Origin of the sequence: Bifidobacterium amazonense (assembly GCF_018555435.2) — a bacterium.
Lineage (GTDB): Bacteria > Actinomycetota > Actinomycetes > Actinomycetales > Bifidobacteriaceae > Bifidobacterium > Bifidobacterium amazonense.
This window is the reverse complement of the sequence record NZ_JAFEJT020000044.1, coordinates 15,381-27,345: the sequence shown is the minus strand read 5'-3', so window position 1 is coordinate 27,345 and position 11,965 is coordinate 15,381. Positions and strand designations below refer to the sequence as shown.

At 60.7% G+C, this 11,965-nt stretch carries 12 protein-coding genes; 3 read left to right on the top strand and 9 right to left on the bottom strand.

Going from position 1 to position 11,965, the window contains the following annotated elements:
* Positions 1-220 precede the first annotated feature (220 nt).
* On the top strand, positions 221-1,651 hold the full coding sequence (locus tag JS533_RS09840) for a tyrosine-type recombinase/integrase (RefSeq protein WP_241514239.1): 1,431 nt from the start codon (positions 221-223) through the stop codon (positions 1,649-1,651).
* A gap of 244 nt (positions 1,652-1,895) precedes the next feature.
* On the opposite strand, the gene JS533_RS09835 is transcribed toward JS533_RS09840, so the two are convergent.
* The 5 genes from JS533_RS09835 to JS533_RS09815 all read right to left on the bottom strand — a co-directional run bounded on the left by JS533_RS09835 (position 1,896) and on the right by JS533_RS09815 (position 5,382).
* Positions 1,896-3,227, bottom strand: coding sequence for an RNA helicase domain-containing protein (locus JS533_RS09835; protein ID WP_241514238.1), 1,332 nt, complete (start codon positions 3,225-3,227; stop codon positions 1,896-1,898).
* A gap of 297 nt (positions 3,228-3,524) precedes the next feature.
* Positions 3,525-3,716 (bottom strand): hypothetical protein, encoded by a 192-nt coding sequence (locus JS533_RS09830; RefSeq protein WP_241514237.1) that lies wholly within the window; start codon positions 3,714-3,716, stop codon positions 3,525-3,527.
* Between the two features lie 161 nt (positions 3,717-3,877).
* Positions 3,878-4,204 carry a hypothetical protein gene (locus tag JS533_RS09825; protein ID WP_241514236.1) on the bottom strand — a complete coding sequence of 109 codons (327 nt, stop codon included), beginning with the start codon at positions 4,202-4,204 and terminating at the stop codon, positions 3,878-3,880.
* A 358-nt stretch (positions 4,205-4,562) separates the two neighbouring features.
* Positions 4,563-4,880: a hypothetical protein gene (locus JS533_RS09820; protein ID WP_241514235.1), complete on the bottom strand. Its 318-nt coding sequence runs from the start codon at positions 4,878-4,880 to the stop codon at positions 4,563-4,565.
* Between the two features lie 115 nt (positions 4,881-4,995).
* Positions 4,996-5,382: a hypothetical protein gene (locus JS533_RS09815; RefSeq protein WP_241514234.1), complete on the bottom strand. Its 387-nt coding sequence runs from the start codon at positions 5,380-5,382 to the stop codon at positions 4,996-4,998.
* 284 nt (positions 5,383-5,666) lie between these two features.
* Between JS533_RS09815 and JS533_RS09810 the strand changes: the two genes are divergently transcribed.
* Both JS533_RS09810 and upp read left to right on the top strand, forming a co-directional pair.
* On the top strand, positions 5,667-6,245 hold the full coding sequence (locus JS533_RS09810; protein ID WP_241514233.1) for a hypothetical protein: 579 nt from the start codon (positions 5,667-5,669) through the stop codon (positions 6,243-6,245).
* A 152-nt stretch (positions 6,246-6,397) separates the two neighbouring features.
* Positions 6,398-7,039 (top strand): uracil phosphoribosyltransferase, encoded by a 642-nt coding sequence (gene upp, locus JS533_RS09805; protein ID WP_241514232.1) that lies wholly within the window; start codon positions 6,398-6,400, stop codon positions 7,037-7,039.
* A gap of 82 nt (positions 7,040-7,121) precedes the next feature.
* Here upp and JS533_RS09800 read toward each other — a convergent pair whose 3' ends face one another.
* The 4 genes from JS533_RS09800 to JS533_RS09785 all read right to left on the bottom strand — a co-directional run bounded on the left by JS533_RS09800 (position 7,122) and on the right by JS533_RS09785 (position 11,836).
* Entirely contained in the window at positions 7,122-8,489 is a 1,368-nt protein-coding gene (locus tag JS533_RS09800) for an ABC transporter substrate-binding protein (protein WP_241514231.1), read from the bottom strand.
* A gap of 51 nt (positions 8,490-8,540) precedes the next feature.
* Positions 8,541-9,500 carry a carbohydrate ABC transporter permease gene (locus JS533_RS09795; protein WP_241514230.1) on the bottom strand — a complete coding sequence of 320 codons (960 nt, stop codon included), beginning with the start codon at positions 9,498-9,500 and terminating at the stop codon, positions 8,541-8,543.
* Positions 9,497-10,450: a carbohydrate ABC transporter permease gene (locus tag JS533_RS09790; RefSeq protein WP_241514229.1), complete on the bottom strand. Its 954-nt coding sequence runs from the start codon at positions 10,448-10,450 to the stop codon at positions 9,497-9,499. Before JS533_RS09790 ends, JS533_RS09795 begins: the two co-directional genes overlap by 4 nt.
* A gap of 339 nt (positions 10,451-10,789) precedes the next feature.
* Positions 10,790-11,836: a glycerophosphodiester phosphodiesterase family protein gene (locus tag JS533_RS09785; RefSeq protein WP_241514228.1), complete on the bottom strand. Its 1,047-nt coding sequence runs from the start codon at positions 11,834-11,836 to the stop codon at positions 10,790-10,792.
* Between the last annotated feature and the right edge of the window lie 129 nt (positions 11,837-11,965).

The window sequence follows — 11,965 nt, the reverse complement described above, 5'->3', positions numbered from 1 at the left end:
CAGCATCGCGCGAAGCGCGATTCCGAACCATTACCCGCGAAGCCAACTCCGCCACCGGCTCACCGCGATCCCGACCGGCCGTTCGTAGTAGGCTGGGAATCATGGAACTCACTGTTTTGAATCATAAAGCATCAGAATGGCTTTATTTCAACGTTTCATGTTCTTGATGCCACTGCGAAGCAAGTGCTTTTTGTGTTAGCGGTTGTGTTATCCTATGAGTATGAAAAACAAGCCTGACGGCCTCGCGGGGCCTGCGGACTGCATCGTAAGGACGACGAGCCATGGAAGACCCGTCTACCGCGCAGTCAAGTACTACCGTACGCTGGAAAACGAGCGTCGGTTCATTACGGGCACGGCGCCATGTCCGGATGACGAAACCGACGAGAGACTTGTCGCCGCTGCAAAAAACCAAGCGGTCATCGCTCTCAATCGCAACATACAAAAGCGTCTTGCCGCGCCTCGCCGCCAGTATCGCGGGCATCGGCTTCACTCAGCGATTGATGGATGGCTTGCGGAAGCCCGAACACGCGGAGTTGCCGAGACAAGCTACCACGCATACGAAAACGAAGTTGAGCATTACATCCGCGTCATGGAGGACAAGCGGATGGACGAGTACACGACTCAAGAGCTGCAAGCGCTCATAGATGCGCACCCGGCAGCGGGTAAATACCTACGAGGCATTTGGGGTTACGCCGTGCGACAGGGGTGGATAACAGCCGCGAAAGACCCGACGCAGTATCTCAAAGTGGAAAAGCATCCCGTCATACGGCAGGCTCAGAAAACATACATAGCGGACTGGATACACAACGGGGCTGGTTTGCTATGGTGGCTCAGCTACCAGACCGGGGAATATGAGCGCTATCGGTGGTACCCGGTTTTTCTCATCGAGATGACCATGGGTCTACGCCGCGGCGAGGTCTGCGGTCTGAAATGGAGAAACGTAAATCTTAGCGACATGCACATCACCGTCAAGGACACGGTGGTGGAGCTTGGAGGGCACCGGCGTAAGCAATCCCATGGGAAAAGTGCGGCCAGTCAGCGAATCGTGCCAATGCCCGCACGAGTCATGACCGCACTGCAATCTATCAAAGACCACGAGGGTGGGAAACCCGACCCGGAAAGCTACGTCTTTCATACACGAGATGGTGAACCGCTGAGGCCCAACACATGCGGTGTCGCATGGACGAGAAGCCAAATAGCGTACTACAACTACCGGCACCCAGACCATCCTATCCAGACGTTCCCGCACCGGGAATACGACCCGTGGCACTGGCCGCAACACTCAAACAGGCACATCTTCGCGTCCATTCTTGCCATGGAGAACGTCGATTATGCGGTCTGCCAAGACCTGCTAGGACATGCACGAGCCAGCATTACTGACAGGTATACTCAATCGACCGAGGCCAAACGTCGGGAAGCCATAGAGAAAGTGGACGATGCTTTGCTTTACCACGGCGAGCCAGATAAAGACGCGACCGCCGCCAAGAAGCTGGCAATGCGGAAGCGGAAGCCGCAGCTGCCAATAGTTCAAACCGTCGAACAGGCGATAACCGATGAGCGGCAAACCAACGTAGCCCAATACCTACGGAGAATGACCGCAGCCAAAGCGCACCCCACCACTGGTCACGAAGAGCAGAAGCCGCATCAATAATCCAAGCGCGGTACGAGCGCGGTACGCGACGCACAACGCACCGCACCGCGCGAGCATCGTCGGTACATGCGGGGGCACCGCCGCCGTCCGGCACATCCCCCGGCGTTCCGCCTTGCAAGCGGCGGCTCCACGGCGGGGGCACCGTTCGGCTTGCGGCACATCGCCCGCGCACCGCCGCCCCGCGCTCATGCGTCACTGCCAGCACGGCGTACCGCTACGGCCCGTACCACGCCCCTACGGGGGGTCATCCCAAGTCAATCGGGATGCCATCAGCATCGACCGTGAATGGCAATGCCGCTGGACTGGACATATCCACGGGATACGCTTCACCATCCGTCACCGGCTGAGGTGTCTTGACCAAGGCCGTTTCGGGCTTCTCGATGTACCCGCGACCATCCGCACCCGAGGGGGCTACGCCGGTGGACTCGCTTATCATCGAGCGCAGCGATTCATCCGCGAGCTTTTCCGGCCATTCGGGGCCTGCAACGTGACGGAAGCTGATTGTGTCCCCGTCCGAACCGAGCGACGCACATACCGTTGAAATCCTGCGGTTTATGGGGCCTTGCTTCGGCTCGAATTCATCGTATCCATACCAGCCGCTCATAGGCTTATTAGAAGTGAATATCACCGTGTCATACAGCGCATGCTTATTCGCATACCGAGCCGTCAGCTCCACGGGGTACCTATCCGTCCACCGCAACACGTCATCGAGCCGCATACGGCCATCGAAATCCTCGACGATAACCACGGACTCACCACGATAGTTGTCCCAAGGGTGCGCGTAATCGGTCAGTCTGTATACATCCGTATCATGCCGCTTGCCATAGAGCCATGCCCATAGGGATTTTCCTACTCCGGTTTCACCATATACATACAGCGTATGCACGTCACGCATTTTCTTGCCTTTCTCCTTCATTGCGATTTCATACGCCCGGTCAAGGTACCGGTCATAAGCAATCAATTTCGGGTCATCCCTCATCAACACGTCCGGGATGGCACCGGCCAATACCTTTTTCACCGCGTCATCGCGGGTTTTCAAATCAGTGCGTTTGCCCTGCCCGGCTGGGTCGAACCCTTCGGATTCCCAAGGGCCACCATCCACACCGTCATCCTGCATCGTCAAGCGGGTATCGAGTTTCGTAACATACCGCTCAACGACTTTCGGGCTTCTATCCACCGGGTCTATATGAGCCTGAGTCGGGAAGTGGTCGGCAAACGTGCCCATTCTCATGCGTGGGGTATAGACGATGAAATGGCCATGCCGCATTCCCCGGTACTTACCGCCCCGACCATAGAGGAATTGGCCGTCATCATCGACCGGCCTTTTGCCCTTATTGGAGGCCATGCGTTTGCCGGTTCCTTCTTCAGCCTGCCCCATGTACGACCAGCCGTAGGCCGCCATGTCGTTCAGCTCATCCAGTATTACCGACCAATCCCCGCACACGTATTTCGAGGCAATGGTCACCATCCATGCCCGCGACCGCTTATGCCGGTTCAACTTCTTTTTCTTATCGTCATCGGGATATCGAATCTCACGAACAAGCGATAGCCGTTCCCGACCGGATATTTCAACCATAGGATACCTCCTAATCTCGCCCCGCGAAGTCCCCAGCTTCAAGGGGTATTTTCATTTCCTGTCCCAAAGTCAAGGTTTTGTCCCAAAGTTAAAGGGACTTGTCCCAGAAGTTAAAAAGCCCCGCGAGGCCTACTCCCGTAAGGGTTTTCATAGCTTTGTCCCAAAGTTCCCTAATAATACTGGCGCGCCCGGGCGGCAAGCCGCCCGTCGCGTCTGCGCGCCCCTTACGGGGCGCTTGACCCCCGCGACAAGCGCGGGGGCCAGCGGGAACTTTGGTCATGTCCACATTTGTGGACGTTACTTCTGCCGGGACTTACGCCACGACAGCATGTCAGTGAGCCGGTACCATGCCCGCCCGTTCTGCTTCTTGATGGAATCGCGGAAAACGCCCTGCGCGGTCAGTCGCATAATCTGCGTATCCGAGACCTCACCAAGCGCCGCCACGTCGGATTGCGAGACGTAAGGCTCACCATCGATTATCCTCATCATCGTTCTCACCCCCTCTCTCATCCCAGTAGGCCTTATAAGCCCGTTCCCGTTCCCTGCTGTGGTTCCAAGCCCCGACCAGCTCGCGGGCAAAAACCCCAATAAAAAGAGCGAGAACTACGCACCACACCGGCATGCTCGTAGTGGTCAGCCATTCCAGCACATCATGCACCGTCATCAGCCCGCCTCCGAATTTTGCGAAGCCCGCGCCTCGGCTCGTTGCCGCTTCCATCGTTCGTAACCGCCCTTAGAGACCTCGATACGGCCGCCACGCGGGGGTCTATCTCCTCCTCCGTCAGTCCCTCCAGCCGGTCGGGGTCGTTCAGACTCAGGGGTTTCTGCTGGGCTTGCAGCCTCGCCAGCTCCCGGCGCACCGCCGCCCCCACCAGCTTTGAAATCGTCATGCCCGGTATCGCCGCAGCCCACATCCGAAGAGCCGAATAAGTCGCCGGTTCCAGCCACGCTTTCACGGGCCGTCTTTTCCCGTCCATGATGAAAGTCCTTTCCGTCAATCCAAACAATCGCAACGAAGACCGTTGCCGCCGCTAACGAACCCGTTACGAATCCGATAGCGAAACCGATAAGACCTGCAAATAACATCAGCTCCTCCGTTCCCCGTCAGCGAGGGCAAGGCCAGCCGCTCGAAGCGCCGCCCTACGTACCTCCTGGAACAACGCCGCGTTATACGCGACCTCCAACGAGTCGAAAAGCACGCCCCGGCGTACCGCTTCATCAATCGGGTAGAGTCGTGTGATTCCCCAGACATCCGTTACAGCTATGTCCGGTGCGCCAGCCCATTGCCAGAAGGCTACGTAATCGCGCACCGTCAAGCCGGTACCCCGAAGAGCCTCAGACAAGGGGCAAGGGTTGTTCGTTGGTGATGAGTCTTGTGCCGTCATCAGACCACCCCTCCCTTCCGAAAATCGACGTGTAGTCTTCATCGTTCAAAGCGTCAGGGCCACCCAGCTCCCCATAAGAACGGAGAAGCGCCACGTTCCTACGAATGCCTTCGGGCCTGCACACGCAATCCGGCTCCGTGGTTACGTCCACAGGCGCAAGCCCCATGAAGCCGCCATCGTAGGTGTAGATGGTCAGCGGGTCTCCCCAAATCGCCTGCCATGCCGCGCGGTATTCATCAGCGGATATGCCTGAGCCTTCCAGTTCCAAGCATTCCTCCAGCGGGGCCGCGCCACGGGGCCGTGCAAACAATCCAACCATTTCAAAAACCTTCCCCCATGAGGGGGCGGGGCTTTGGCCCCGCCCCCTCGTGCCAGTCCGATAATTATTTGTTCTGCACTGGCTGGAGGTCATCCACGATGACGCTATAGCGCACCGAAGCGTACTTACCGCTCACCGTGGCGTATGGAGTTACGATGACCTTTTCACCAGCCGGGGCAAGCGGGACGTACAGCGGCCAATCCTTAGCCACACGAGCCTTGACGCTAACGCCTTCGGCCACAACCCATTCCCCCTTCTCGTTCTGTGTCTGCACAATAAGACCGCGCAGGGGATAGACCGGCTTGCCATCGACAAGCTTCTGAGTGCTGGAGGGCTTGCCGTCAGCCCCGCGCTCCATCTGAGGCTCCGCATCCCTATAGCTTTGAGCGCAAACAGCACGGAGCGCAAACGCACCCACGGGAAGAACGAGCCGAGAAATCCTACCGTCCATGATGAACGTCCTTTCAGTATTCGCGTCGGCCTTTCCGACGTGTCACCGTGGGAATATCAGACAGCGCGATTTTCAAAAACCTCGGTGGACCGGGGTTTTCTGCACGACAGAGAACTGTTAACATGTTCGTAACACAAGTTTTACAAACACGTAACATAGACCGAAAACCGGCTTGCGGAGGCCATGAAAAACGGGGCCTATAAGGGGCCTATAGGTGACAAAAAGCCACGGTGGCAGATATTAACATGGTGAGGCCGGAAAGACCGACCGAGGAAGGACGGGCCATGAAACCCGAGACAGTGCAAGCCGCGATAAAAGCAGATAAGACGGGAGTCATCGCCGCCGCCATCGCACGAGCGACAAAGGGGTATGAGCTGCCGTGGGAAATACTGGCCGAAGACATAGCCGATGACGCAATCTCCATTGCAGGGGCAGCAGCGGATAGTCTCGGCCTGCCGTTCAGGGCCGAGGAGGAGCTGCCAGACGAGAGCATCAAAGAGCACGCAAGGTCCTACGCATGGGATGTAGAGGCAGACGGGGCTTGGGATGCATCGAGGCTCACGGCTGGCTGGCGTCGTCTACAGGATTTCGATGTGGCCGCCATCAAGCCGGGCAGAGGGAAAGAGCGGGTGGACGAAGAAGACATCTACGCCCGTCCCAGCAAGCACCTACTACGTCGATTTCTGTCGACCGTATTCCTGCGCCCGGAAGCGCTCGCTTACGGGAGAAGCGGAAGGGAAATCTGGACAGCACTACTCCGAACGGTCAACGCAGACAAAAAGTTCCGCGAGCAGTATCCGGGCATACTCGATGACCCACGAACGAAGCTGCTGATGGAGCTTGTAGACCTACGCCGCCGCTAACCGAAATCCACACCACGGAGGACAATCAAAGAGGGAGGTCTATACTGGAGTCGTAAACAGAAAATGTGTTAGCGGTTGTGTTATCCGTTGCAACGATGCGGATACACAGCCGCTAAAACACTTGGAAAATAAGGGAAGTCAACACTTACATTATGGAACTTCACGTTTTGAATCACCCGCTGGTCGAGCACAAGCTCACCGTGCTGCGCGACAAGAACACCTCCTCCGCCACCTTCCGCGAGCTCGTCTCCGAGCTGGTCATGCTGGAAGCGTATGAAGCGACCCGCAATCTCGACGTGGTCGACAAGCCGATCGAAACGCCGGTCGCCCCGATGGTCGGCAAGCACATCGCCGAACCCCGCCCGATCATCGTGCCCGTGCTGCGCGCCGGCCTCGGCATGCTCGACGGCATGACCAAGATGATCCCGTCCGCCGAAGTCGGCTTCCTCGGCATGAAGCGCGACGAGGAGCACCCGACCCAGCAGATCACGTACGCGAACCGCCTGCCCGACGATCTGACCGGCCGTCAGTGCTTCCTGATCGACCCGATGCTGGCCACCGGCGGCACGCTCGTCGCCGCCACGCACTATCTGGCCGAACGCGGCGCCAAGGACGTCACCGCGGTGTGCATCATCGCCGCGCCGGAGGGCATCCAGTTCGTGCAGGAGCACATCGACCCGTCCATCGACTTCAAGGTCGTCGTGTGCGCCGTCGACGAGAAGCTCAACGACAAGTGCTACATCGTGCCGGGTCTGGGCGACGCCGGCGACCGCCTCTACGGCGTCATTGATTGATCATCGATAGCCATAAACGAAAAGGCGCCCGCCGAGAACGATCTCGGCGGGCGCCTTTTGTCATGCGCTACTGCGCAGAACCTCACTGGTTCACGGAGTTGTTGTAGTCGTCGAGCGTGGTCTGCATGGCCTTGACCTGATCGCTCAGCGCGGTCTTCGGATCGGCGCCCTCGAACACCTTCTCCACGGCGGTCTCCACGGCCTTGCGGGCCTGCGGCATCACGCCGGCCGAGCAGCCCTGCGTCGCGGAGGTCAGCTTGGTGCCTTCCAGCTGCTTGACGGCCACGTCGAACTGCGGGTACTGTTCACGCCACTGCTTGTCGGTCGAGGTCTCCAGAGCCTTCTTCGAGGTCGGGAAGTAGCCGGTGCCGGTGTGCCAGGTGGCCTGGTTCTCAGGCTCGGAGAGGAACTTGACGAACTGCCACGCGGCCTGCTGCTCCTCGTCGGAGTGCTTCACGTTGGAGATCCACAGCGACGCGCCGCCGATGATCGGGCCGGAGTCGTTGTTCGAGATCTTCGGATAGTTGCCCACGCCGACCTCGAAGCCCTTCTGCTTGGCGGCCTCCATGATGCCGGCCAGATCGGCCGTGGACTCGACGGTGATGCCGACCGAGCCGGTCTCGAACGCGTTGACCGCGGCCTGCGTGTCGGTGCCGGTGTTGCCGGAGATGCCGGAGTCGACCATGTCCTTCCACCAGGTCATGAACTGCACCGCGCCGTCGTTGTCGAACGTGAACTTGGTGGCGCGGTCGGCGCCGCGGCCGTTGTCGGGCGAGCAGTACAGGTCGCCGTTGGCGGCGATCTCCTGCTCGAGGTACCAGCCATACACGGCGGCGTTGAAGCCGTACTGCGCGGGGCCGCCGTTCTTCTTCGACAGCTTCTCGGCGGCGGTCTTGACCTCGTCGAGCGTGGCCGGTGCCTTGTCCGGGTCGAGTCCGGCCTTCTTGAACATGGTCTTGTTGTAGTACAGCACCGGCATGGAGGTGTTGAACGGCATCGAGTACAGCTTCTTGTTGACGGTGTAGTAGCCGGTCACGTTGGGCTGCAGGTCGGACGTGTCGTAGTTGTCCTTGTCGATGAAGTCCTGCATCGGCGTGATCGTGCCGGAGTCCATCATGAATCGCGAGCCGATGTCGTAGATCTGCATCAGCGTCGGCGTGGACTGCGACTGCACTGCGGACTTGTACTTGGTGATCGCGTCGTCGTACTTGCCCTGATACGTGCCCTTGACGACGATCTTGCCCTTGTTCGCATCGTTGAACTTGCTGATGAGCTTGTCGAGCACCTGTCCGTTCGTGCCGGACATCGAATGCCAGAAGTTCACGACGACCGCGCCGCTCGAATCCTTCGGCGTCGCGACGTTCGCGTTCGCGTTGCCGCACGCGGCCACTGCCATGAGCGTGCCTGCCGCGACCGCGGCGGCCACGATCGAGCGTACTGTCTTGTTCATAATTGCCTCTCTCTGTTATTGGAAAATCTCACGTTGTGCGATGGTTTGCGGCTACTTGGTCGAGCCGGCGGTCAGGCCGCGCACGATCTGCCGCTGGCCGAGGATGACGATGAGCAACGTCGGGATGACGGCGAGCACCGCGCCGGCCATGACCAGTCCGGGGTTGAAGTTGTCCGGCGACTGCAGCTGCGTGATGCCGATCTGGATGGTCTGCATCTCCGGCGTCTCGGTGACGAGCAGCGGCCAGAAGAAGCCGTTCCAGTGGGTCAGGAACGTGTAGATGGCGAGCGACGCGATGGCCGGGCGGCTCAGCGGCAGCACGATCGACCACAGCAGGCGCAGGTTGGACGCGCCGTCGATGCGCGCGGCCTCGACGAGCTCCATCGGGAACTGGCGCATGAACGAGTACATCATGAAGATGCCGAATCCGCTGGCCAGGTACGGCAGGATCAGCGCGAGGAACGTGTTGCGCAGGCCGAGCGACGAGATCGTCAGATAGTTCGGGATGATCACGGACTCGCCGGGGATCATCATCGTGCCGAGGAACAGCGTGAACCAGATCTTCGCACCGCGCACCTTGAGCACGACGAGCGCGTACGCGACGAGCGTGGACGTGAGCACCTGCGCGACGGTGATGATCAGCGTCGAACCGAACGAGTTGACGTACTGGCGGAACAGCGGGATGATCTGCGCGGCCGTCACGAGATTGCTCCACGTGATGCCGTGCTTCGGCCAGATCGCCGGCGGGTAGGCGGCGATGTCCTGCTGCTGCATGAGCGTGCCGGCGAACGAGTAGTACACCGGGAAGATGACGATGACGCCGAGCAGCACGAGCACGAGCAGGCCGAAGATCTTCGATGCGACGTACCTGACGTGCGAGAAGTTCGCGGAGAGGCTGCTGGCCTCGGCCCGTTCGTCGCGGGTCTCCTTCGCGCTCGGCATGGCCGCGGCGGCGGAGGCCTTGATGGCCTTCGGCTTGGCGGGGATCTGTGTGGTGGTTGCGACGCTCATTGGTTGTCGACCTTCCTGCCCACGGTGGTGAACTGGATGAGCGTGATGATCGCGACCACCACGATCAGCACGATCGCCTCCGCGGATGCGTATCCGAAGTTGGAGCTGTTGTTGGCGAAGCCGTGCATGTAGATGTCGTACACGAGCGTCGTGGTGGACGAATCCGGGCCGCCCTTGGTCAGCACGTGGATCTGGCCGAAGCTTTCGAGCGACTGGATGGTGTCGGTGATGATGAGGAAGAACACCTGCGACATGATCATCGGGATCATGATGAACCACTGCAGGCGGAATCCGGACGCGCCGTCGAGACGCGCCGCCTCGACGACCTCGTCCGGCACGGAGCCGAGTCCGGCGAGCAGGACGAGCACGTTGTAGCCGATGTTCATCCACACGGTCGTCATGGCGATGGCCGGCAGCGCGAACTGCGAGGTGGTCAGCCAGCCGACCGGCTGGCCGCCGAACTTCTGCACGATCGCGTTGAACAGGCCGGTGGCCGGGTTGAAGAACGCGGAGAAGATGATGGACGCGGCCGACACCGAGTAGGCGAACGGCAGCGCGAACACCGTGCGGAACACGCGGTTGACGGTGGATTCCTTGTTGAGCATGAGCGCGATGACCAGCGAAAGCACGATGGTGGGCACCACGGTGTACACGGCGAACAGCAGCGTGTTGAGCATGATCTTGCCGAATTCGGGATCGGTGAACACGCGCTGGAAGTTGCGCAGGCCGACGAACTGGCTTTGCCGGCCGAGGATGTCGGTGCCGGATGCGGACAGGATGAACGTGCGGATCAGCGGATAGACGACGAAGCAGGCGAAGACGGCGATGGCTGGCAGCAGGTAGAGCAGCGGCGTCCACGAACGGACGTTGAACGGCTTCCTCCCGACGGCCGGCTGTGCATTCCCGCCGCCGGACGAGGCGGTGCGGGGACGCGCGATGGCAGCAGACATAATTTCAGACCTTTCAAACGATCGCCTGCCCGATCTATGAACACTGCTTGGTCTGTGACGAAGGCGGGCGATTCGACGGACGCCTTGGAACGGCTTCCGTCTACAGTCCTAACAAATTCGCCCGGCCCCGGCGGGCCCCATCGCCCTCTGTTCATCTCGATTTCATGGAAACACCCTCGCGCGTTGTCCCTCCGTTGTCCACACGCCGCCGATTTGCATTCCCCGAACGACACGCTAGCGCCCTAACGCCACAGCTGTCGCCGCATGACGGAAACGGCCCGCCGACGCACTCGTCAGCGGGCCGTTTCCGTCAGTCACTCTGCCACTCAGAGATCGGACTCAGCGCTCAGGCACGAACGCCTCGAAGATGTGACGATCGAACCAGCTTTCGCACTGATGGAGCTCATGGCTGCTGCGCACGGTCCACGAAACGGCCGTGGCACCCATCGCGCGCGCCAGCCGCACCTGCGGGCTGTTGCCGCCGGTCCAGTCGTACGCCACGAAATCGGGGCGGGACAGCCAGTCGAACACGAGCAGTCCGGCCGCCCACTCGGGCACGCCGCCCTCGCCGTTGATCTCCGGCTGCCAGGAGAGCTGGCCGCGGCACACTTCCGGACGGTGGTCCTTGTACCATTCCACGGCACGCGGGTTGAACGATTCGATCACGTACGCGCCATCGTACGACTGCAGCAGCGCGTCGCCCTTCTCCATCAGTTCCTCTTCGCGCGGACCGAACACGGCGTTGTCGTCGAACTTGTATTCGACGATCAGCGGCACGCGGCCGGCGACCACGCGCAGCACGTCGGAGAACAGCGGCACGTGCTGGTAGTAGCCGGCGGGAGCGTTGGCCGGAGTCACGACGGACGCCGGATCGTCCGCGCCCGGCAGTGCGGACGCGACGGCCGTTCCCGGCGCATCGTTCGGGAACAGCGGGATGCGAGTCAGCTCGTCGTACGTCAGATCGGCGACGCGGCGCGGATCGCCGGCCACGCGCAGCAGGTCGGGATCGTGCACGACGATGACCCGGCCGTCCTTCGTCAGCTGCAGGTCGAGCTCGATGCCGTAGCCGGCTTCGCACGCGGCGGCGAACGCGGCGAGCGAGTTCTCCGGCGCGATCGACGTGGTGACGGACGGATCGCCGTAGCCGGCCTTCATGGCCATGCGGCGGGCGCGGGCCACGTATTCGCCGCTTTCGACCAGATACTGTTCGGTCAGGCCGGAGCCGGCGTCGTGCAGACCGCGGTGCGCGTACCACACGTTCGGCACCGACGGCACGTAGTTGCGCTGCTTGTCGGTGAACGAACGCGGGCGGATGGCCCACGCCGCGGCGCCGGCGGCCACCGCGCCGCCGAGCAGAACGTTTCTCAGGAACTTGTTGGATGACATGGCATTCCTCCCTTACGCCACCCGCTTGGATTTCCACTCCGAGCCTAGACCACATTCCGGCCGGGCACAAACGGCCGCGGACGGGCCGGGTTCCGGAACGCACCATGATGCAGCGACGTATTACGACCG

What these genes read in the sequence shown, in the direction of transcription:
- JS533_RS09840 (WP_241514239.1), top strand. Translation starts at nt 221, where the DNA reads ATGAAAAACAAGCCTGACGGCCTCGCGGGGCCTGCGGACTGCATCGTA.
- JS533_RS09835 (WP_241514238.1), bottom strand. Translation starts at nt 3,227, where the DNA reads ATGGTTGAAATATCCGGTCGGGAACGGCTATCGCTTGTTCGTGAGATT.
- JS533_RS09830 (WP_241514237.1), bottom strand. Translation starts at nt 3,716, where the DNA reads ATGATGAGGATAATCGATGGTGAGCCTTACGTCTCGCAATCCGACGTG.
- JS533_RS09825 (WP_241514236.1), bottom strand. Translation starts at nt 4,204, where the DNA reads ATGGACGGGAAAAGACGGCCCGTGAAAGCGTGGCTGGAACCGGCGACT.
- JS533_RS09815 (WP_241514234.1), bottom strand. Translation starts at nt 5,382, where the DNA reads ATGGACGGTAGGATTTCTCGGCTCGTTCTTCCCGTGGGTGCGTTTGCG.
- JS533_RS09810 (WP_241514233.1), top strand. Translation starts at nt 5,667, where the DNA reads ATGAAACCCGAGACAGTGCAAGCCGCGATAAAAGCAGATAAGACGGGA.
- upp (WP_241514232.1), top strand. Translation starts at nt 6,398, where the DNA reads ATGGAACTTCACGTTTTGAATCACCCGCTGGTCGAGCACAAGCTCACC.
- JS533_RS09800 (WP_241514231.1), bottom strand. Translation starts at nt 8,489, where the DNA reads ATGAACAAGACAGTACGCTCGATCGTGGCCGCCGCGGTCGCGGCAGGC.
- JS533_RS09795 (WP_241514230.1), bottom strand. Translation starts at nt 9,500, where the DNA reads ATGAGCGTCGCAACCACCACACAGATCCCCGCCAAGCCGAAGGCCATC.
- JS533_RS09790 (WP_241514229.1), bottom strand. Translation starts at nt 10,450, where the DNA reads ATGTCTGCTGCCATCGCGCGTCCCCGCACCGCCTCGTCCGGCGGCGGG.
- JS533_RS09785 (WP_241514228.1), bottom strand. Translation starts at nt 11,836, where the DNA reads ATGTCATCCAACAAGTTCCTGAGAAACGTTCTGCTCGGCGGCGCGGTG.